The sequence below is a fragment of the Halalkalibacter urbisdiaboli genome, assembly GCF_002156385.1.
Lineage (GTDB): Bacteria > Bacillota > Bacilli > Bacillales > Bacillaceae_D > Halalkalibacter_A > Halalkalibacter_A urbisdiaboli.
Map to the genome: position 1 here is coordinate 420,535 of NZ_MVJM01000001.1, position 20,827 is coordinate 441,361.

Below are 20,827 nucleotides of genomic sequence, written 5' to 3' on the forward strand. Positions count from 1 at the left end.
TTCCTTTTACACATGGTGATGATGTTTATGGTCATGATGATGGTCGTGGTCATGGTGATGGTCGTGATCATGGTCCAAGTCCAGATGTTCTTTCGCAAATAATCGATACTGACAGTTATCACAGTTTAACGCCGCTAAACCTGCTAAAGCTTCTTCTGCACGTTCCTTAAAAATATCCGCTAACTGTGGATGGAACCCAATAAAATTAGTCATTGAAAAAGAAATTGCTGAATGTTCTACTTTAAATCCTGCTAATTTTTCATTCATCCGATCCATTAAAACTCCTGAGAAGAAAAAATAAGGAATAATGTAAATGGAAGATGCACCAAGCTTAATACAGCGTTTAACCCCCTCTTCAACCGTCGGCGTCGTTACACCAATAAAGGAAAGCTCAACATTGACGCGATTTAATCTCTCACTTAACAGTCTAGAAATCTTATATAATTCACTATTTGCATCAACATCGCTACTACCTCGACCAACTAATAGCAAAGAGGTTTGCTCATCATTTCCTACATTCTTGTACTCTATTTCCTGAAGACGATTTTCTAAAATATCAATCATCGTTGGATGTGATAGGATAGGACGACCGTACGTAAAAGTAATGAGAGGATACTTACTTTTTGCTTTTTCAATTGTATCCGGTATATGAATCTTTGAATGCCCTGCTGCAAAAAACATCATCGGTACAAGAGCTACACGAGTCGCACCTTGTTCAACACAAGCTTCGATTCCTTCTGAGATTGTCGGTTTAGCAAACTCTAAAAAACAAGTTTCAACAATATCAGCCTTTATGTCAGCCTTCATTGCTTCAACGAATTGGATTAACTGTTCGTTCCCTTCATTTTTCCTACTGCCGTGTCCTATGAATAATACTGCATTCATAATCACACCTCCTTATAAATTTGGCCCTACTTTAATTAATCTCCGCACGCCATGTCTACTGGAATAGGATCAGGTACCTCTCGAAAACGATAGCCTTCAATAACCTGCACGCGTTTAAAGAATTTGTGGAATCGTTCATTAGGTAGCCCACGCTCTTGAAAATCTCGTACGACTTTTACCACCATCCGAACAAGTTCATCACCATTCATACCTTCTGCAACAAGTTGTCCAACATGGGCATTTCTCCCTGTTGTTTTTGCCCCTAAAAATAAGTCAAAGCCTTTTTTTCGATAAATGACTCCGATGTCATTGGTAGGTGCGCCGTAGCAGGCCATCCCACAACCATTAAACCCAATCGACAAACGTTTTGGTACTTGCTCACCACCAACTAATTCATGAATGTCATTTAATTGAGGAATCGATTCACCTTTATCACCATCACAAAAATCACACGCTTTAATCGTTACGACATCTCCAACCGGATGAAGCATAAAGCCTTTCTCTTCAAGCTTCGCTGTTACTTCACTCGGATTTGACGTTTTCATCTCAACTTTTAACTGATGGTCTGTTGTATATTCGACCTCACCATCTTCACCAATAATTTGGACAATTGTGAGAAGCTGCTGAGATGTTATTTTTTTATTTGCTAAGCCAGGGGAAACCGCAAACTCGAAGATAGCCTCTTGCTTAAACAGATCTTCTTTCTTGTCAATAGCTTTTGGAGGTTTGGCTGGGACATTCAATTTCCCTAACGCCTCTTCTGCTAAACTACGTAAGCTTTGTGGAGCTTGCTCTTGTTCACTTCCATTATGTAATGCCCACGGCTCATTCTCTTCTCTAAGGCGTTGGTGAGGCTTAAGTGGTTGCTTGTCCGTTCCTAGTGTATATTTACGCTGATATCCCCTTGGCGTAATCATCTTACCGTCGTACATAAAGGTCGAGCCATTCCCGATAATGACCGTTGTTAGCATCCCAATCTCGTGTTCTAGCATCTCACTTAACTTGGTCATGACAATATGTTGCCGGTCGCGATACGCACTTTTCACTAACCCTACAGGTGTATCAGGAGAACGATGCAATAAGAGAATGCGTTGTGCTTCTTCAATTTGCTTTGTCCGTCTTCCGCTCTTAGGGTTATATAAAGCAATTACAAAATCGGCTTGGGCTGCAGCATCAATCCGTTTTTTAATTAATTCCCAAGGGGTTAAATGATCACTTAAGCTAATGGTACACGCATCGTGCATAATTGGTGCACCAAGCAATGAGCCAACCGAATTAATTGCCGATACCCCTGGAATAATTTCAACCTCAACACCTGTTTTTTCCTTCCAGCCCTTTTCAATCAACACTTCATAAACGAGCCCAGCCATACCGTACACTCCCGCGTCTCCACTAGAAATAACGGCGACCTTCTTTCCTTGCTCCGCTTGACGTACCGCCTCTTGAGCTCGACTTACTTCTTCGGTCATTCCTGTTCTTACAATCGTTTGATTAGTTAATAAAGGTCTAATTAAATCGACATAGGTGTTATACCCAATGATAGAATCACTCTCTAATATTGCCTCTTTTGCTCGAATGGTCATATGCTGCTCATGTCCTGGACCGAAACCAATGATAAGCAGTTTTCCTTTTTGACTCATTTTATCTCCTCCTACTAAAACAGCTTCACCGAATACATACATCGGTAATGTTTATTCCTAGAATCACATCTCATTCCAATTTATTTAATAAAAAAAGTCTCTAACCCATACCAAAACGGGTTAGAGACTAGTATTATCGCAATAACAACGAAAAATCTAGTAGAGACTTAATAAATCTCCTACTCTAACACCTCCCTATTTCCCGTAGGTCAATCAGTGCCGTCAGAAAAGGCAGGTCTCCTGGCTAAAGGTCTACTCTTTTGTTCCTTCCCGTTTATTCAAACAGTGGTATAACAAAAGAAACCCTATTACAGTGGCGGGTCCGCGTCGGATTTGCACCGAACTTCCCAATTAGAGAGTTTTTACTCTCACCTTTTCCCAACTATCAAATTGTTTGTCTTTAACACTAAGGAATAAGTTGACAAAAGTCAACGCTTTTCTGTCCTTTCCCCTATAAAAAACATGATTTCTTAAATATAACGGTTGTAGGAGTCAACTTTCTTTTCCTGTTTTAGGTAAAAAAGCCATGCTAGCTAGATTAACTAGTGAACATGGCCTCGTTTATTTATCAAGTTGAACATCATCTTTCTTCATTAAGCTTGTATAGATCTTTTCTATCTTACTAAAAAGCCACTGTAACGTAATCCCATGAAGTAAAACCCCAAGAACGGTAGTCATTGCAAAGAACAGCAATGTCACTCCCTCAGTAACCTCTATCGCTCGATGTCCAAAAAATAAAATATGACGACCAAGAAGCAGAAAAGATTGCAAAAACGTCATAACCTGTGTTTCTAACAACAAAATTACCCATGATTGTAAACATAAAAAGATAATAATAATGGCTATAATCATAAACCTGGCACGATATGTGAGCTTCTCAACTGCATCGTGAAGATAATATTTGGCTATCGTTTTTATCCGAAACAAATAAATAATTCGAACGATTCGCGCAACCTGAAAAAATTGGTCCACCGGGATAACAGCAATAATTAGAAAGGGATTACGCTTCAGGAACCTCCACTTTTCTTTCGACTTGTAAAAGCGAATCACAAAATCAAAAAAGAAAATCAGCCATACCCCAAAATTGACAAACGAATTATAGGCATGCTCCGTCCAAAGGGTAATGATTGTAATAGCAACAAATACTAACATTATCCCTTCATAGAAATACTTGAAAAATCGCATGTCTGAACTCCTTGTTCGAATCAGATTAGTGAACATTCCCTACCTATCGTTTGGTTCTTAAAAAATAGGGTAAGACTCGCTTTTATTACCTATTATAACTTTGCTGATACCCGTTGAGTGTATTCTTCAATGGCTTGCTGTAATGTCCCCATCGTTTCAACTTTTTTATGTAATTCGATCCCTAACTCAACCATTGCATTTGTTATCTCTGGTCGTATCCCCGTAATAGTTGAATTACATCCTTGAATACTAATCCCATTAATAATTTTAAAAATATGACCAACAACTGCAGTATCCATGTAAGGAACACCTGACAAATCGATAATGATATGCTTCAATTTCAGCTCATACGTTTGCATTAACACATTTTCTTGAATTTGCTTTGCACGCATCGTATCGATTGTCCCCACAATTGGTAAAATCGCCATCGTATCGGTTAACGGAATAACAGGAACCGATAACTCGTTTATAAGTTCACGTTGTGACATCAATAATTCATTTTTATATTCATGGAAACTTGAAGAGAAATGTTTTAAAAACGTGTCCAAATAATAATTAATGTTCCGCTCTAATTCAAAAAATTCCTCTTTATTTAGTTCAATATGCTGATAGTAGTTAAATAGAATATCCCAATAAGCTTTTCTTAATAGTTGCAACCAATCAAGAATTAAGATTAACTCTAAATCATGTTGTGCCCAAATACGCCCCTGCTCTTTTGCATGCATTGTCAACCCATATTCGTTCTGTTCATTTAATAATGAAATAATCGTATTTGTACTTTCCATGATTAATTTATCATCAACCTGGTTTGATTCTTTAAGGCTTTCTAAAAGCTCTTTACCTTGAATATAAAGAAGGTTGTCAAACTCCTGTTTGTTATTTGTAAAAAACTCACTAAACGTCTGATTTTCGATATACGATAAATCCATATAATTCACTCTTTCAATAGTTTTTAGTTGAACAGGAAAATAAATTTGAAATGTTGTCCCTTGCCCTAGCTCACTCGTTACCTCGATTTCACCAGAGTGATCGTAAATCGTTGAAAACACTTGAGTTAAGCCCATCCCTGTCCCCTCGGACTTTGATGTGAAAAAAGGGGTGCCTAATAAATTTATTTTTTCTTCTGGAATGCCTACACCCGTATCACTAATTGTAACGGCCAATTTCTCATCATGCAGTTGGTAGGTTACTATAATTTCCCCTTTATCCGGGATTGCTTCAAACGCGTTTTTTAACAAATTAAAAAACGCCTTTTTTAATAGATTCCGTTTTCCATAAATAACAGTATCTGTATCTCGAAACTTCTTCTTTACTTTTACACGATACGTTTGATCTTGAAATAGGTACAAGATAGATTCAAGTTCAGTACAAAGATTTATTTTAACGATAGGCTCGTCCTTTAAGTCTGGTTTTGAAACATGTAGTAAATTCTCCATTGTAGTGAGGGCGTTTTCTAATTCAGAAAAAGCAACATCAATATAACGGTGAGGTGATTCCTCTTTTAATAGTTGCAAGAAACCTTTAACAGAAGTTAAAGGGTTCTTCACTTCGTGTGCAATCCCTGCTGCAATTTGACTAATTGACACTAAACGATTACTAGTTGTGTGTTCTTTTTTCTTTCCTCCTTCTTCCTGTTTTCCATTTGACTGCAACAATTTTAGTCCCTCCCTTTGATGACTCAATCGTAAAATCATCCATCAGTTTTTTTGAGCCGGCAAGTCCTAAACCTAACCCTTTACCTATGTATTCTTTTCCACTTAACACATTCTCTAATTCTTCTATTCCGTCACCATGATCGACAATTTCAATCCGAATCGCTTCGTTAAAGATGCCTTCGCAACAGAAATAGCCTTTACTGTTTGTATGGTCCAAAATGTTACGTGTTAATTCAGCAACACTAACAAGAACCTTTTGTTTGTCCATCTCAGAGAAAGCTAAATCGTCGACAACCTTTGAGACATAATTTAGGGCAATATTAATATCTTTTTCTGAATAAATGTCAACATAATATTTTGACATACGAACCGCACCTTCTACTAGGAAAAATGAAACTACTCTACTAACTATCTATTATAAGGAATCACTTTCACATGATCCATCTTTACTTTTTATCATAAAACTGTTATGAGGTCTATTCATTTGGATATTAAAAATAAAAACGAATGGGCAAAGTCGCAAAATCACTTTTGCCTTTAAAGGGTTCGGTCGAAGAGTCTTAGTTTTTATTCTAGGACACTTTCTATTCAAAAAAGAGAGGAATTACCACACACTGGATTATGATAACATTATGTGTGTGTTTTAAAATTTGTTATCGTCAGGTGTGAATACACAATGAACATAATTGAGAAGTTATATACATTTATTATTTTCTTAGCAGTCATCATTGGTGTAAGTATAGGAGAAATAGAGCTAATTCAAGCAAGTGCAGAACGCTTTATTGTTCCTTTATTAGTAGCGATGCTGTTTATTACTTTCTTACAAATTCCTATTGAAGAAATAAAGAAAGCTTTTAAAAACATCAAGTTTACTTGCACTGCAGCCATCATTAATTTTGTCTGGACACCTATTTTAGCATGGCTACTTGCAATGCTTTTTTTAGGTGATAGTCCAGCATTATATATTGGATTTATTATGCTGATGGTCACACCATGTACTGATTGGTACTTAATCTTCACAGGGATAGCAAAAGGAAATGTTGCATTATCCACGGCTATCTTACCTCTTAACTTACTCTTACAAATTATTTTACTACCTATTTATCTTCTTATTTTCGGTAGAGCGACTGGAGTTATAGAACTTACGTTTCTGGCGGAAAGTATTTTTCTTGTTTTATTCATACCGCTTGTTTTAGCATTTCTAACAAAACTATTCTTGAGAAACAAGCAACAGTTAACAAATAAATTCATATCCAATCTTAGCGTGTTACCGATTATTTTTCTAAGTCTCGCAATTGTTGCAATGTTTGCTTCACAGGGGCAATTATTATTAGATAATTTAGATTTACTATGGCAAATAACAATACCTTTCCTTTTATTTTTCATTGTGAATTTTTTCGTTGGTCAAGGAGTTGGGCAGCTTATGAGGTTCCCGAAGTCCGACAGAGCTAGTTTAAGCTTGACTATTTTAGCAAGAAATTCACCAACCGCTTTGGCAATTGCTATGACTGCATTCCCAGACCAACCTTTAATCGCCTTAACATTAGTGATAGGTCCCTTATTGGAATTGCCTATTCTTGCGATCATAACTCAACTATTATTTTTGATAAATAAAGGTAAACATCGCTAAAAACGAAAGAAAGAACCTACCAGTTTTTGGTAACTTTTTGGTAAAAGCAAGATATTATTGAAAGCTTGTTTAATATGACATTTCATAGCCCTTTTTCAATAGGCTCTTTTGTGAAATCTTCATCAGAAACTAAATGGAAAGAATGCTTCTAAGATCAATTTACCAAAGTAAACAAGAATAACTGAAAATAGGAGAGACGCGAAAGCGCCCCTCCTGTCATAGCATTAAAAAACTGTTGTATAAATTAACGTCGGTGTATCCACTGATTGATCCGAGAGTTTATAAGCATGTTTCACCATATCAATAATATGTGCAATATTCTCTCGATTAGTATGAATCGTCGCTAGGGCTTCCCCCGCTTGAACCGTCTCACCAATTTTTTTATTCAATACAATTCCTACTGAAAGATCAATCACAGATTCCTTTGTTGCTCGGCCTGCACCTAAAATCATTGCTGCTGTTCCAATCCTATCAGCAATAATCTTTTCAACAGTACCAGACTTTTCTGCCTTTACTTCTATTTGATATTGAGCTGTTGCTAGCTTTGATGGATCATCAACAACTGAATCATCGCCTAGTTGAGCCGTAATAAACGTTTTTAATGTTTCTAATGCTTTACCAGAATGAATGATTTCCTCAAGCTTCACTCTCGCTTCTTCAACTGAATCTGCTTTGTTAGCTAGGAACACCATTTGGCTCCCTAATGTTAAACAGAGTTCTTTTAAATCTTCTGGCCCTTCTCCTTTTAACAAATCTATGGCTTCCTTTACCTCAAGTGCATTCCCAACTGTTCGGCCTAATGGCTGATTCATATCGGAAATAACTGCAACAGTTTTCCTTCCAAGGTTATTACCAATCTCAACCATAGCTTTTGCTAACTCAACAGAATCAGCTAACTCCTTCATGAAAGCACCTGATCCTGTTTTTACATCGAGAACAATCGCATCTGCACCAGAAGCGATTTTCTTACTCATAATTGAACTTGCAATGAGAGGAATTGAATTAACCGTTGCCGTAACATCTCTCAAACTGTAAAGCTTCTTATCTGCCGGAGTTAAATTTGCTGTTTGTCCTACGACTGCAAGTTTATTTTTATTTACTAACTCAATAAACATTTCAGTCGTTATTTCGACGTTAAATCCAGGGATTGATTCTAGCTTATCAATCGTCCCTCCAGTATGCCCTAATCCCCTTCCAGACATTTTGGCAACAGGAACTCCTAAGGTAGCAACGAGAGGAGCTAGAGCTATCGTTGTTTTATCTCCAACTCCTCCTGTAGAATGCTTATCCACCTTTATCCCTTTGACACTTGTTAAATTAATTTGGTCCCCTGATTCAACCATTGCCATCGTTAAATGCGCACGTTCCTCAGGAGTCATGTCCTGAAAATAAACAGCCATTGCAAAAGCAGCCATTTGATAGTCTGGAATGCGCCCTTTAGAATAATCATGGATTAAAAAATCCAGTTCTTCCTTGCTTAAAGGCAACCCATCCCGCTTTTTTTCAATTAAATCAACAACACGCATCATAATCACACCTCTCAAGGCTTAAAGCTGAACTGTCGCAACAATTTCCTTTACTAACGAAATAAACTTCGGCTTTGTTCGGTTCGCTACTTCAACAACCTCTTCATGAGTAATCCCTTTTATGTCCTCACCTATGGCCATATCCGTTACACATGAAATCCCTATCACGTTCATGTTCGCATGTCGTGCTACAATAACCTCGGGAACAGTAGACATTCCGACAACATCGCCACCTAGTTCTCTTAGCATGATAAGTTCTGCCCCGGACATATAGGTAGGTCCGCTCACCCCAGCATAAACCCCTTTTCGAATTGGTATCTCAAGTCTTTGTGCAACTTCTTCAACGAACGTTACATAGGTAGGATTATATGCGTGACTCATGTCAGGAAAACGCGGTCCTAATTCCGCAGCGTTAGGGCCAATTAAAGGATTTGCTCCTGTCATATTTAAGTGGTCCGTTATTACCATCAAATCACCAGGCTGAAAGGATTTATTCATCCCACCGCATGCGTTCGTTACGACGAGAAGCTCAACACCTATTTGCTTCATCACCCTTACGGGGAAAGTAACTTCTTGCATGGAATAGCCCTCATAGTAATGAAAACGACCTTGCATTGCTACGACTGGCTGACCATGAAGCTGTCCAATTACGAGTTGTCCTGCATGTCCTTCAACTGTTGAAACAGGGAAGTTCGGGATATCCTCATAACGGATTTTTACCGAATTCTCAATCTCATTAGCCAATTCACCGAGCCCCGATCCAAGAATTAAACCGATTTTAGGAATCGTCGGTAATTTGTCAGAAATATACGTTGCAGACTGTTTTATTTTTTCAAGTAGATTGTCCAATTCTATACCACCTTTACATTTTTTCAACAATTGCTTTTACAAGTGAAAGGAAGTCTTCTTTGACTTTTTCGGTCGTTTCAATAACTTCTTCATGACTTAATGGTTGTGGTAAAATCCCTGCTGCCATATTCGAAATACACGATAGCCCTAACACTTTCATATCAGCGTGCCGTGCCACAATCACTTCCGGAACTGTTGACATGCCGACAGCATCTCCACCTAGCTTTCGAATCATCTTTACTTCGGCTGGTGTTTCGTAGCTTGGGCCCGTATTAGCAACGTACACTCCTTCCTGTAAAGAAATGTTTAATTGTTGCGCTAATTCCTTTGCAACTGTCCTAAGCTTTTCCGAATAGGCATTAGACATATCTGGAAATCGAACACCCATTGCTTCATCATTTGGACCAATTAGCGGATTTTGATTCATATTATTAATATGATCACGAATAAGCATTAAATCTCCCGCTTCAAATGATTCGTTTACTCCACCAGCAGCATTCGTTACAATTAATTGTTCTACGCCTAGTTTCTTCATAACACGCACGGGAAAGGTAACCGTTTCAAGAGAGTACCCTTCATAAAAGTGAAAGCGTCCTTGCATAGCTACAACCTGTTTCCCTTTTAAAGTCCCGAAAACTAGCTGTCCTGCATGTCCTTCAACTGTAGAGACTGGAAACTCTGGAATTTCTGTATATGGAATTTTCTTAGGGTTTTCGATTTCATCAGCTAATACCCCTAACCCCGACCCTAGAATTAACCCAATTTGTGGGGGTGATGATAATTTATCTTTTAAAAACTGAATGGCTGTTTCTAATGATTGTTTGTTCAAAAGATCCCCTCCTATACTCATTTACTTCGTTGTTTCGTCTAGTTAATAGTCATACTTAGATTTGATTTAAGAAGCTTTGTCCATGCTTTGGCATGTTGACATTGAAATTGTCAGCTATCGTTGCACCAACGTCAGCAAAGGTTTGTCTAATCCCTAAGTCTCGCGCATCCTTCAATTTTGGGTGATAGACAAGCAGCGGTACATATTCTCGGGTATGATCCGTTCCGTTATGTGTTGGGTCATTCCCGTGGTCAGCTGTAATAATAAGCAAATCATTCGCATCTAACCTGTTGATAACCTCCTCTAATTGTTTATCAAATTGTTCTAGGGCTTTTCCGTAGCCTACTGGATCGCGTCGATGCCCATACTTTGCATCAAAATCGACTAAATTTAAAAAGTTCAAACCGATAAAGTCCATGTTCATAGATTCTACAAGTTTTTCCATTCCATCATCATTTGAAACCGTTCGAATCGATTTTGTAATTCCTTCACCATCATAAATATCCGATATTTTCCCTAGTGCAATTGAGTCAAATCCTTTATCCTTTAATTCATTCATCACCGTACGCTCAAAAGGCTTTAATGCATAGTCATGTCTATTTGGTGTGCGCTCCCACTTTCCATTTTCACCAATGAAGGGTCTCGCTATAATTCTCCCTACCTTATACTTCGGCCCTAGTGTTAAGGAGCGGGCTTTTTTACAAATATCATATAATTCATCAAGAGGAACAACCTCTTCATGAGCGGCGATTTGTAATACCGAATCTGCCGAAGTGTAAACGATTAAGGCACCCGTTTCTACATGTTCTTGTCCCAACTCATCGAGGATTTCTGTACCAGAGGCAACCTTATTCCCTATAATTTTCCGCCCTGTTTGTTGTTCGATCTCCTTAATTAAGTCATCTGGAAATCCATCAGGGAATACTTGAAATGGCTCTTGGATATTTAAGCCCATTAGCTCCCAATGTCCAGTCATCGTGTCTTTTCCTAGCGAGGCTTCCTGCATCATTCCATAATGGGCTAATGGCTGTTGAACTTTTTCAATTCCTTCAATTCTATGTATATGACCAAGACCGAGCTTTCTCATATTTGGCATAGATAAGCCATCCATTCTTTCGGCAATATGCACTAGTGTATTCGAACCTTTGTCACCAAACTGCTCTGCATCTGGAGCCTCTCCAATTCCTACGGAGTCCATGACAATTAAAAAAATACGTTTAAATGTATACATCATCGTTTAAACCTCCTTTTCCATCTCTTACTATTCCCTTTTACTTATAATAATTATGTTGGATAAATAAAGCTCTTATGACTCTCTACACTAGCTAAAGTCACTCTACTGCTTAAACAAGAAAAGTTTATGCTCTTGGGTGATAGAGAGCATAAACATCCTTTAATCTAGCTTTTGATACGTGTGTATAAATTTGCGTGGTTGAAATATCTGCGTGCCCAAGCATTTCTTGTACGGCCCTTAAATCTGCACCATTTTCAAGTAAATGAGTAGCAAACGAGTGACGTAAAGTATGGGGGGTTAGTTCTTTTTCAATATTAGCTTTAATCGCAAGCTGCTTTAAAATTTTCCAAAAACCTTGTCTCGAAAGTGGCTTTCCATGATGGTTAACGAACAATACTTCATGTTGTTGTTTTTTCAACATTTTCCCTCTAGCTGATTCTATATAATGTTGTAAAGCCTTAGTCGCAGCGGTTCCTAAAGGAATGATTCGCTCTTTGTTCCCCTTCCCAACACAGCGAATAAAACCCATTGTTAAATGAGTATCTGCTAATGTTAAACCAATCAATTCGGACACACGAATTCCCGTCGCATAAAGCGTTTCAAGCATCGCGCGATTACGGATAGCAAATACATCCTCTCCTTTTGGTGCCTCAAGGAGTGCCTCCACTTCTTCAAGAGATAAAACCTTTGGGAGACGTTTAACTGTCTTCGGTATTTCTAAGTGTACAGATGGATCATGCTCTACGATCCTTTCCCTTAGTAAAAACTGGTGTAGCGCACGGATCGAAGCAATCGTTCGTGCAATCGTTGTTTCTGCACGACCTTGTTGCTTTAAAAAATATAAAAATTGAACAATGTCCTGTCGATTTACCTTTTGTAAGGTAGGTAATCCTTCTACTTGTTGTATGTAATGAACATATTGTAATAAATCTCGACGATATGACTGGACCGTATTCTCAGCCAGTCCACGTTCAACCCGGATATAATGTAAGAATTCCTCCACATGCGTATGCAATGGCTTTCGCTCCTATAATAGAGTCACTACTCACCCACCCGATAAAAGAGTAGTAGCCGGTCAATCCACATGACTTCTTGATCCTCATGTTCCATATTAATAACCTTGACTGCTTTCCCTTTTGGCTCATCGTAGCGATGGTAGCTTTCATACTCTGCACTTATCCATAGAATACCATAATAAAAGAGGATTGTGCATCCGGTAAACAAGAGGAATACTTTTATTGATTGCAATATAATGACGAACCATGATTTCATGGAGTTTCTCCCCCTAAAACGACTTAACTATTACAAGCTATGCCAAAAACACAGTAGATTATACCTCTTCCCTTTTATTTAATAAGATTTCTTTATTAGCCTCTCTGCGTTCGGCTGCCGGCGCAACACAAACCGTTTCGCCTTTTAAACCCTGAGCCTCTCTGCGTTCGGCTGCCGGCGCAACACAAACCGTTTCGCCTTTTAAACCCTGAGCCTCTCTGCGTTCGGCTGCCGGCGCAACACAAACCGTTTCGCCTATATAAAAAAACCTTCTCACTGTGTGGGAAGGTTTTGTCTTATTCCGCTTCTTCTTGTTCGTTGTCATGACAGCGATGACAAATGCCGTGAAAAGTTAAGCGATGGTCTTTAATTTTAAAATTCCAGTCTGATTCGACGATTTTTTCAACATCTCCAAGTAAATCTTCTTGTATTTCATCAACTGCACCACATTCTATACAAACTAAGTGATGATGAAAATGAGCTGCTCCTTCTTGACGTAAGTCAAATCGTGAAACCCCATCTCCAAAATTTATTTTATCGACGACCTTTAATTCCGCTAAAAGCTCAAGTGTACGATAAACGGTGGCTAGTCCAATTTCAGGAGATTTTTCTTTTACAAGGAGGTATACATCTTCTGCACTTAAATGATCTTCCTCATGCTCAAGCAATACACGGACTGTTGCCTCTCTCTGTGGTGTTAGCTTGTAGCTTTGTGAGTGTAAGTGCTTCTTTATCCGTTCCAATCTGTTTTCCAACTTCTAAACCTCCCTTTCTCGCCATTTACCTCCTCTAATTATAGTCATCACTTAAAACAGTGTCAATTGATAATTATTATTATTTAATACCAGATAATAATTATTATATTAGAATTATTACATTGTATAATCGATAACAAACTTCATTAACGTAGGAGAAATGTAAGCTTCGAATCCCGATGCAAATGCTAAGGCAGCCCCTACACAAAGAATGAGTAGCGAATATTTGATAAACTGTGGAAAAATCGGGACATTCGATTTTTTCATAAATTGCTGACGAATCATCTTTAAACAAAAGGATACACTTGCTGTTCCTACGATGACGAATGCCGGGACGAGAATAAAGTTTTGTGGCATTATCGATACAAAAGAAAGAAAAAAACCCGCCATTCCCATTTGGTTTACGAGGAATCCGACGGTAAAACCGACAACCACTCCTTTTAAAAATAGTAAGATTAAAATTATTGGTAAACCGATAATCGACAATCCTAAAATCCACATTAAACCGAAATACTTTGCGTAATGAGCAAAGCTCTGAGTAAACATCTCAGAGGAATTTGCAACCTGTCCTTCTGATACTTGTCCAAAAAATTGACTTAAATACTTATATAGATCATGCTTCTGTGTCAGACTTAAGCTATTAACAACAATGGCACCAAATACAATTCCAATTAAGAACAAAACCGTTGTAAAGATATAAATCGAGCGGTTTTCTTCAATATGTCTTAAAACGGTATCACGCAAACCAAATCTCACCATGTCTTGCCCTCCTTGTCTACTCTTACTTCACTCTATGAGTAGCAAGGAGAATCTATGACTGAAAAAAATACTAGATTTTTTTAGGTTATTTTACCGTACTTGCCTCCGCCCCCTGTTTGAATGACCACCTCTCCTTTTCTTGCTGCAAGAATCATTGCAGCCACACTAGGAGAGACGATTTCTCTTAGTTCTTCTTCTGTTGCATGGTGAATCATATTCATATCCGTATGGAAACGAGTACGAAGCTTTTCCAATGTTTTTTTTCCGAGCTTTGGAATAAATTCTAACGGAATTTGGTGTATATAGGGAGGCCGTTTAACATTTGCTAAACGCTCTGATGCTAGCTCCTGTAAACGTGAAGCAACACCTTTGATGACTTTGTTTGAACCACATCTCGTACAAGCCCCCTCCGTAACATAGTGATGACACTTTGCACATGTTGTTTGATGGTACTTTCCTAACTTTGGATTCAATCCGTAATTAGCAACGATCTCTCTACCTTTTACTCTTTCCAATGCTTTTTTAAATTCCTCAAACGTCGGATTTTGCATCCGGATTATCTGATACTCCCTAGCCATTTTCTCAAGTGAATGAGCATCAGAATTACTTAAGAAGGGGTAGCGGTGTAGCTCTTCTATCTGATCAGCCATTTCTGTGTCAGAGCTTAACCCAAGTTCAACCGCATCAATTAATTCTGGATCAAAGACCTCTGTCAACGATTTCTTGACCCCTTTTCCGTACAAACTTTTAAATGGGGTGAAGGCATGAGCCGGGATAAACAGCCCTTCTAGCTCACGCACCTTTTGTTGGATCACAATTGCCTTTTCATATATTCGCTGCGAGCTTAACGTTCGATTTTTCATCCGCTTACTAAGCCAGTCACTAAATTGACTCATCCGTTCAAGAGTTGGAAAAAAGGCTAAAACATGAATAAGTCCGTGACTGTTTTCATCATTAATCTCAATTTCTGTTCCTAGTAATATTGTCACATCGGGGAAACGTATCCCCCCTTCTTGAAACTCAAAAGCCTCACCTTGTATGATTGCTTCTTGTAATTGAGTTAGAATTTCCGGGACATGACAATCAATAATACCGACTATATCAATTCCTTTTTTAGTTACCGCATAATCAATAATCGTATCAAGCGTTAATGAGCGAGCAGCTGTAATTTTTACAGCTGCTCCAGATTTTGTTCTTCCAATATGTATATGAAGGTCTGCCACATAATCGTGGAGCTGGCTCATTTCTTTATCAACTCTCTCATTTTTAGAAATTGGACAGCATAGGCTGTTTTAGCATCATGGATGATTTGATCGTCTATCATTTTTTCAGCTTCTTCAATGGACACTTCTATTACGTCCAAAAATTCATCTTCATCCGTATTAACCACACCCGCTTGCAAAGTATCTGTGAAATATAAATGAATAATCTCATCAGCAAACCCCGGCGATGTATAAAATGAGATAACAAAATGTAAATCGGCTGATTTATAGCCGGTTTCTTCTTCTAGCTCACGTTTTGCACAATCTAAGGGATCCTCATCCTGCTCGAGCTTTCCTGCTGGGATTTCAACAATTACTTTCTCTAACGCCTTTCGAAATTGTCGAACTAGTACTAATTTCCCTTCCCTTGTAACAGGTATCACTGCCACCGCACCTGGATGCTTTATGATTTCTCTAGTGCTTGATTTTCCATCAGGTAACTCTACCTCATCCACCCGCAACTGAATAACCTTCCCCTTAAAAATGTTTTTTGTCTGTTTTGTTTTTTCATATAAATGGTCCAAGATATTCACTCCTCTGTTCTTTTTTTCTCGTTTTCTACATAGAAGTGTACCATATCCAGATGAAAGGACGGGTATTCATGAAAATCTACGTTCATCAAAAAGGCATTATTCTAGCAGGGAAAGCCTGGGAAATCAAGGCTAAATTAAAAGAAGCGATGAGGTCCTATCATCATGTAGAGGATTGGAGTAATTCGATTTATCAAACATCTTCCAGGCAGACTCGAACCGCCTCTGCTACTGCTAAAAAGAACGTTGCATCATCGGCATACCCTCTTCCCATCGTCCGTATTGGTAAGGGCGATAGCTGAAGTGCTTTTTCAACAAGGATTGAGGCATTATCACGCTCTGACCACCGTAACTCATGGATAATATCGTTGGACTTCACTGCGTTTAATTGTCGACTTATATATTCTTTTTGGGCATCTTCTAAAAAGGGAAAGGGGAGCAGACAGCGTGTATACGTAAAGTCAAATAAAGGAGTTAATGTATGGTGACTTAGACCCACATGTCGTTCCCTTTTTTCCGAAAAGGACAGCCTTGGAATCCAAACTGGTGTCCCCTTAAAAGCCCCAACGATATTTGCCCAACTTGCGAGAGTCATACCCGTAAAACCATACATCGTTCCCGTCCCTACAACTCCAGGACCTACAGAAATCATAATCAAATCAGGCTTTAATTCTTGCGAAGCAAATTGAAGAGCAGAATGCATCGTTACTGCTTCAAACGTCCCCCCAAAAGCTTGGCCAATGGTTATCGTTTTAAATGCAGGGTCATCTTTTAACATCCGCATCTGTTCACTTACCATAAGAGGTAGCGCCGCTTGGTCATCAATAATAACGCAGCACGTGAAATCTGGCTTTAATACCTTACCTACATAATAAGCGAGTGGGACCATACTATGTAATTCGGCAAGAAGAACCGGTTCTTTATCGAACGAAAACTTTTCTTTAAATAATGAATGGTATGGACTTTCCTGAGCTTCTATCGCTAATACACTATGCTGATTTGGTGTGTAGCGTAGCTTCATAATATGTCCATCCTCCCGATGAGTCTGTTCAGCCTCCAATCGTGCTGAGGACTTTACGATATCCCAACCACCTGTTCCCAATTTTAGCTTTGTTGCTGTAATATTGACAATAACAGGATCACCAGGTTCGACGCGGGCCGTTAAGGTTTTATAAAGGACTGCTTTTTTCGCACCAATATCAGTTGTTATTAATTGAATAGTCTCATCTTCATATGTTACTTCCCTTACATAGGTTTGTTTTTCCGCATACATAGCTGCTCACGCCTTACATTGGACTTTATTCCCATTTTAGTTTAACCAATTTAACAAGATTATAAAAATAGACCCCTTATTATAAAGGAGTCAAATCATAATATTATTACAACAGGGGAACGATGAGAGCCTCTAGCCCTTCATAGGTTGCCTCCCCAGGAATAATTTGCTCAATTGTTCCGTCACGTTTTAATACATACGTCGCTGGTAAGTTACGAACTTGGTAACGGTCAGCAACATAACCTTTCTCATCAAAAAAAACTGGTAAACTAATGTCCATTTCTACTATAAAAGCAGGTGCATCTTTTAACGTGCGTTCAAAGGTTTGCATGTTAACCGTTACGACAGATAGCCCTTTTTCACCATAGTCATCTTGTAGCTCCATTAAAGCAGGCATTTCATCACGACACGGCCCGCACCATGATGCCCAAAAGTTTAAAATAATGACGTCGCCGAAGTAGTCACTTAACTTCCCTACTTTTCCTCCATGCATTGGTAAAGAAAAATCCTCAGCGACCATTCCACGTTCATTCCCGATCTCTTTACCATTATTTGAAAATAAAATTGTTATAGTACTCGCAACAGCTACTACTAGAACGAGTAAGGTTATATTTCGTTTCGTCATTGTACATCTCCTATAAAAATTCAGCTTCTATATATCATTATAGAAATGATTTCGTCTTCTCTCAACCATGAAAGGTGAACAACTCGTTACATTCCACGAAGCGATCTTTTCCAATTGTCAAAAGTTTGCTAGAATAAAACAGTTATGAACTCGATAAATGTTACGGTCTCTATTAACAATTGTCTTATTGAAGGGAGCTTTTATGTCTATTATTGAAGCGATTATTTTCGGTATTGTTCAAGGAATTACAGAATTTCTACCAATCTCTAGCACCGCCCATATTGTTATCACACAGCTATTATTAGGGTACCCGTTTCCTGGGTTTGGCTTTGAGGTTTTCCTCCATATGGGTTCAGTATTGGCTGTTGTGATTTACTTCCGTCGTGATTTACTAGAGGTTATTACTGGTTTTTTTGCCTATTTCACTAACCGGTCAAAAGAAAATCGGACACAATTCTTTTTCGGCATTTATATTATTATTGCAACGGGGATTACAGGTGTTATCGGCTTGTTATTTGAAGACTTTATCGGGTCGACGTTAAAAACACCACCTTTTATCGCTTTAGCCCTTGCAATAACCGGATTCTTTTTAATTGTCATTGAACGTTTTCATAAATATGGAAATCGCACTGAATCAGAAATGACGTTTGTTGATTCAATTATTGTTGGTCTTGGACAATCACTTGCACTTGTACCTGGTATATCACGTTCAGGTTCTACGTTAATAACAGCTCTATTTGTTGGGTTAAACCGTGAAACAGCAGTGAGATATTCATTTTTACTCTCAATACCCATTACGCTAGGAACATCAGTACTTGCAATTAGCGATCTAGCAAATGGTTCATTGATTTCTGAAGTGGGAGTGATTGCCCTTATCATTTCGTTTATTGCTACGTTTATCTTTTCATGGCTAGGGATCGTATGGCTTATTGATTTTCTAAAGAAAAGCAAGCTTGTATACTTTGCTATTTATTGTTTCATCGCTGCCCTATTTGTCTTTTTCTTTTTAGATTCAAGTACCATAATCGAGCTTTAAACCAATTTCATTATGAAGTTGGTTTTTTTTATAAATAAACCTGTCTTAACCAAACTATTAACCTGACCCGAGATTAGGTACAATATAATATAATATAATATAATCACATCACCTATGGGAGTCGATTTATTTGGTTATTCTTTCTTTCTTTTTTAGTTTTTTACCGTTTTTATTCATGTTTGCCATGGCGTGTGAAGTTTATTTCCGTTCAAGACGCAATCGTTTACACCGATTAACCGCAACTTTATTACTATTCCTGAGCATTATTTTTTTATCAGAATTTCTTATTAAACTCGTTCCACAACAGGAAGCATACTATTTTACGTTAGTCCTTAAGTATATCAATGCTTTCATCCTAATGACTTTGTCTATATACTTTTTTAAAACGATTTCGAAAGTGGAGGTTCCATGCTGGTTCAACATCTTTTTTTTACTTCCACTAATTAATATTTTTCTATTATTATGGCCTAATCTCTTTTTCTTTACTTTACAAGAAACAGCGGTTGGGAATATAGAAAACCTTAGTACCCCTTTTTTACTCGTAATTTTAGGATTCACATTATATACATTTTATTGGAACCTCTATTTTTTAATAAAAGGATACAGAAAAATACGTTATAGCACGACTAGCATTCAGTTTCAAAAAAGACTCCAATACATTGTAAAAGGATGTGTCCTAACAATTATAGCTATAAGCATTTCGCTACCAGTTATCTATATTGGTGAGCGCTTCGGAGCTCATTTATCGTTCTTATCTCCTTACGGAACATTAATATTTGCTTATACACTGCGACATTCAATGATTCATTATGATTGGCTAGCCTCATCAGGTCATCGCTATGAGCTACTGTTTAAAATGAGTTCAAATGGGATTGTATTGTTAGATAAAGAAGGAAGAATGATTGATGCAAACCCAGCCTTTTGTGAAATAGTTGAACAAAAAAAAGCGGATTTATATATGAAAAACTTTATCGACTTTCTTCTAAGTGAGAAAAACAATGACTTTTTAGATTTACTCAAAGCCTCATTTAAAGATGCGATTCCAATGAAGGAGGAGTTATATTTACTTACTGCTAACGGGCAAACAGTCGTATTAGATATGGTTTCCGATTATATTGATATAGAGGACACGAAGCATGCTTATTTAATGTTAAGAGACATCACTAGTCAAAAACAATATGAAGAAAAATTAAAGTACTTAGCTTATCATGATCCATTAACAGGTCTAGGCAACCGAACATTTTTTTACGAGAAAATAAATGAACTACTACTAGATATAGAGCAAACAAACTCAGTTCTCGCTGTTTTCTTAGTCGACTTAGATAAATTTAAATGGATTAATGACACATACGGTCATGCTGCAGGCGATTCCGTTCTTCAGCATATTGCCAAGCAAATTCGCCTTTCCCTTCCAAAACAAGCATTTGCTGCAAGGATGGGTGGAGATGAATTTGCCATGGCTATCCCACAACCCGATGATAGTCAAATTGTCTCCATTGTTGAAAAGCTATTAAATAATTTACGCGTTCCTATTAACATTAACGGCACCGATTTTTCCATTTCCGGAAGTATTGGAATAAGCATTGCACTAAAGGATGGGCGTGATGTAGATACATTGTTAAATCATTCTGATAAAGCCATGTATGAAGCAAAGAACAAAGGTAAAAATCGCTATTGTCTATATTCAACCGGAATTGAAAAAAATAATCACTTGCAATAACGTTCTATTGCGTGCACAGTAATGGCTCCGTTCACTACGCGCCTTACGATGAGTGGAGCCGTTGCCATCTTTTTAAAAAGCCTGCTATGAGTAGATTTCTCATAGCAGGCGAACAACGTGTGGAGCCATTACTACTTCTTTGAGTTACAAGAAGTAGTTTTT

21 protein-coding genes and 1 riboswitch are annotated in these 20,827 nt (G+C 38.0%); of the genes, 4 read left to right on the top strand and 17 right to left on the bottom strand.

Annotated features, from left to right (window positions below):
* Positions 1-6: 6 nt before the first annotated feature.
* The 5 genes from B1R93_RS02155 to B1R93_RS02175 form a co-directional block, all read right to left on the bottom strand.
* Positions 7-885, bottom strand: coding sequence for a sirohydrochlorin chelatase (locus B1R93_RS02155; RefSeq protein WP_088102343.1), 879 nt, complete (start codon positions 883-885; stop codon positions 7-9).
* A 35-nt stretch (positions 886-920) separates the two neighbouring features.
* On the bottom strand, positions 921-2,525 hold the full coding sequence (gene cobJ, locus B1R93_RS02160) for a precorrin-3B C(17)-methyltransferase (protein WP_088102344.1): 1,605 nt from the start codon (positions 2,523-2,525) through the stop codon (positions 921-923).
* Positions 2,526-2,738: 213 nt separating this feature from the next.
* A riboswitch (cobalamin riboswitch) is annotated at positions 2,739-2,916 on the bottom strand.
* A gap of 170 nt (positions 2,917-3,086) precedes the next feature.
* Positions 3,087-3,710, bottom strand: a complete 624-nt coding sequence (locus B1R93_RS02165) for a transporter (protein WP_088102345.1) — start codon at positions 3,708-3,710, stop codon at positions 3,087-3,089.
* Between the two features lie 92 nt (positions 3,711-3,802).
* On the bottom strand, positions 3,803-5,365 hold the full coding sequence (locus B1R93_RS02170) for an ATP-binding protein (RefSeq protein ID WP_165763705.1): 1,563 nt from the start codon (positions 5,363-5,365) through the stop codon (positions 3,803-3,805).
* Entirely contained in the window at positions 5,307-5,729 is a 423-nt protein-coding gene (locus B1R93_RS02175; RefSeq protein WP_088102347.1) for an ATP-binding protein, read from the bottom strand. Before B1R93_RS02175 ends, B1R93_RS02170 begins: the two co-directional genes overlap by 59 nt.
* Before the next feature lie 312 nt (positions 5,730-6,041).
* On the opposite strand from B1R93_RS02175, the gene B1R93_RS02180 reads away from it, so the two are divergent.
* Positions 6,042-6,995 carry an arsenic resistance protein gene (locus B1R93_RS02180; protein WP_088102348.1) on the top strand — a complete coding sequence of 318 codons (954 nt, stop codon included), beginning with the start codon at positions 6,042-6,044 and terminating at the stop codon, positions 6,993-6,995.
* Between the two features lie 224 nt (positions 6,996-7,219).
* Here B1R93_RS02180 and B1R93_RS02185 read toward each other — a convergent pair whose 3' ends face one another.
* From B1R93_RS02185 to B1R93_RS02235, 10 genes are all read right to left on the bottom strand, one after another.
* Positions 7,220-8,521 (bottom strand): pyrimidine-nucleoside phosphorylase, encoded by a 1,302-nt coding sequence (locus B1R93_RS02185; RefSeq protein ID WP_088102349.1) that lies wholly within the window; start codon positions 8,519-8,521, stop codon positions 7,220-7,222.
* Positions 8,522-8,542: 21 nt separating this feature from the next.
* Entirely contained in the window at positions 8,543-9,370 is an 828-nt protein-coding gene (locus tag B1R93_RS02190; RefSeq protein WP_088102350.1) for a purine-nucleoside phosphorylase, read from the bottom strand.
* Positions 9,371-9,383: 13 nt separating this feature from the next.
* On the bottom strand, positions 9,384-10,220 hold the full coding sequence (locus B1R93_RS02195) for a purine-nucleoside phosphorylase (RefSeq protein WP_425348913.1): 837 nt from the start codon (positions 10,218-10,220) through the stop codon (positions 9,384-9,386).
* Positions 10,221-10,254: 34 nt separating this feature from the next.
* On the bottom strand, positions 10,255-11,430 hold the full coding sequence (deoB, locus tag B1R93_RS02200; RefSeq protein WP_088103370.1) for a phosphopentomutase: 1,176 nt from the start codon (positions 11,428-11,430) through the stop codon (positions 10,255-10,257).
* Between the two features lie 127 nt (positions 11,431-11,557).
* The gene (gene xerD, locus B1R93_RS02205; RefSeq protein WP_088102352.1) at positions 11,558-12,448 is read right to left on the bottom strand and encodes a site-specific tyrosine recombinase XerD; all 891 of its coding nucleotides are present in this window, start codon (positions 12,446-12,448) and stop codon (positions 11,558-11,560) included.
* A gap of 26 nt (positions 12,449-12,474) precedes the next feature.
* Positions 12,475-12,705, bottom strand: a complete 231-nt coding sequence (locus tag B1R93_RS02210) for a YqzK family protein (protein ID WP_088102353.1) — start codon at positions 12,703-12,705, stop codon at positions 12,475-12,477.
* A 296-nt stretch (positions 12,706-13,001) separates the two neighbouring features.
* The gene (gene fur, locus B1R93_RS02220; RefSeq protein ID WP_088102355.1) at positions 13,002-13,460 is read right to left on the bottom strand and encodes a ferric iron uptake transcriptional regulator; all 459 of its coding nucleotides are present in this window, start codon (positions 13,458-13,460) and stop codon (positions 13,002-13,004) included.
* A gap of 117 nt (positions 13,461-13,577) precedes the next feature.
* Positions 13,578-14,219, bottom strand: a complete 642-nt coding sequence (gene spoIIM, locus B1R93_RS02225; protein WP_088102356.1) for a stage II sporulation protein M — start codon at positions 14,217-14,219, stop codon at positions 13,578-13,580.
* Positions 14,220-14,299: 80 nt separating this feature from the next.
* Positions 14,300-15,463: an endonuclease Q family protein gene (locus tag B1R93_RS02230; protein ID WP_088102357.1), complete on the bottom strand. Its 1,164-nt coding sequence runs from the start codon at positions 15,461-15,463 to the stop codon at positions 14,300-14,302.
* Positions 15,460-16,005 (bottom strand): NUDIX hydrolase, encoded by a 546-nt coding sequence (locus B1R93_RS02235; protein WP_088102358.1) that lies wholly within the window; start codon positions 16,003-16,005, stop codon positions 15,460-15,462. Before B1R93_RS02235 ends, B1R93_RS02230 begins: the two co-directional genes overlap by 4 nt.
* Before the next feature lie 77 nt (positions 16,006-16,082).
* On the opposite strand from B1R93_RS02235, the gene mciZ reads away from it, so the two are divergent.
* Positions 16,083-16,313 carry a Z-ring formation inhibitor MciZ gene (mciZ, locus tag B1R93_RS23880; protein WP_088102359.1) on the top strand — a complete coding sequence of 77 codons (231 nt, stop codon included), beginning with the start codon at positions 16,083-16,085 and terminating at the stop codon, positions 16,311-16,313.
* Here the strand turns inward: mciZ and B1R93_RS02245 are convergent.
* Complete coding sequence (locus B1R93_RS02245; protein ID WP_088102360.1) at positions 16,205-17,284, bottom strand: DUF3866 family protein; 1,080 nt, start codon at positions 17,282-17,284, stop codon at positions 16,205-16,207. The genes mciZ and B1R93_RS02245 overlap by 109 nt on opposite strands.
* Positions 17,285-17,390: 106 nt before the next feature.
* Positions 17,391-17,909 (bottom strand): TlpA disulfide reductase family protein, encoded by a 519-nt coding sequence (locus B1R93_RS02250; RefSeq protein WP_088102361.1) that lies wholly within the window; start codon positions 17,907-17,909, stop codon positions 17,391-17,393.
* A gap of 202 nt (positions 17,910-18,111) precedes the next feature.
* Here B1R93_RS02250 and uppP point away from each other — a divergent pair, with 202 nt between their 5' ends.
* Positions 18,112-18,945, top strand: coding sequence for an undecaprenyl-diphosphatase UppP (gene uppP / locus B1R93_RS02255; RefSeq protein WP_088102362.1), 834 nt, complete (start codon positions 18,112-18,114; stop codon positions 18,943-18,945).
* Positions 18,946-19,075: 130 nt separating this feature from the next.
* Positions 19,076-20,665 carry a sensor domain-containing diguanylate cyclase gene (locus B1R93_RS02260; RefSeq protein ID WP_088102363.1) on the top strand — a complete coding sequence of 530 codons (1,590 nt, stop codon included), beginning with the start codon at positions 19,076-19,078 and terminating at the stop codon, positions 20,663-20,665.
* Positions 20,666-20,827 lie beyond the last annotated feature (162 nt).

Excerpts from the sequence above, each read along its gene's own strand:
- B1R93_RS02155 (WP_088102343.1), bottom strand. The coding sequence starts at position 885 with ATGAATGCAGTATTATTCATAGGACACGGCAGTAGGAAAAATGAAGGG.
- cobJ (WP_088102344.1), bottom strand. The coding sequence starts at position 2,525 with ATGAGTCAAAAAGGAAAACTGCTTATCATTGGTTTCGGTCCAGGACAT.
- B1R93_RS02165 (WP_088102345.1), bottom strand. The coding sequence starts at position 3,710 with ATGCGATTTTTCAAGTATTTCTATGAAGGGATAATGTTAGTATTTGTT.
- B1R93_RS02175 (WP_088102347.1), bottom strand. The coding sequence starts at position 5,729 with ATGTCAAAATATTATGTTGACATTTATTCAGAAAAAGATATTAATATT.
- B1R93_RS02180 (WP_088102348.1), top strand. The coding sequence starts at position 6,042 with ATGAACATAATTGAGAAGTTATATACATTTATTATTTTCTTAGCAGTC.
- B1R93_RS02185 (WP_088102349.1), bottom strand. The coding sequence starts at position 8,521 with ATGCGTGTTGTTGATTTAATTGAAAAAAAGCGGGATGGGTTGCCTTTA.
- B1R93_RS02195 (WP_425348913.1), bottom strand. The coding sequence starts at position 10,220 with ATGAGTATAGGAGGGGATCTTTTGAACAAACAATCATTAGAAACAGCC.
- deoB (WP_088103370.1), bottom strand. The coding sequence starts at position 11,430 with ATGTATACATTTAAACGTATTTTTTTAATTGTCATGGACTCCGTAGGA.
- B1R93_RS02210 (WP_088102353.1), bottom strand. The coding sequence starts at position 12,705 with ATGAAATCATGGTTCGTCATTATATTGCAATCAATAAAAGTATTCCTC.
- spoIIM (WP_088102356.1), bottom strand. The coding sequence starts at position 14,219 with ATGGTGAGATTTGGTTTGCGTGATACCGTTTTAAGACATATTGAAGAA.
- B1R93_RS02230 (WP_088102357.1), bottom strand. The coding sequence starts at position 15,463 with ATGAGCCAGCTCCACGATTATGTGGCAGACCTTCATATACATATTGGA.
- mciZ (WP_088102359.1), top strand. The coding sequence starts at position 16,083 with ATGAAAATCTACGTTCATCAAAAAGGCATTATTCTAGCAGGGAAAGCC.
- B1R93_RS02245 (WP_088102360.1), bottom strand. The coding sequence starts at position 17,284 with ATGTATGCGGAAAAACAAACCTATGTAAGGGAAGTAACATATGAAGAT.
- B1R93_RS02250 (WP_088102361.1), bottom strand. The coding sequence starts at position 17,909 with ATGACGAAACGAAATATAACCTTACTCGTTCTAGTAGTAGCTGTTGCG.
- uppP (WP_088102362.1), top strand. The coding sequence starts at position 18,112 with ATGTCTATTATTGAAGCGATTATTTTCGGTATTGTTCAAGGAATTACA.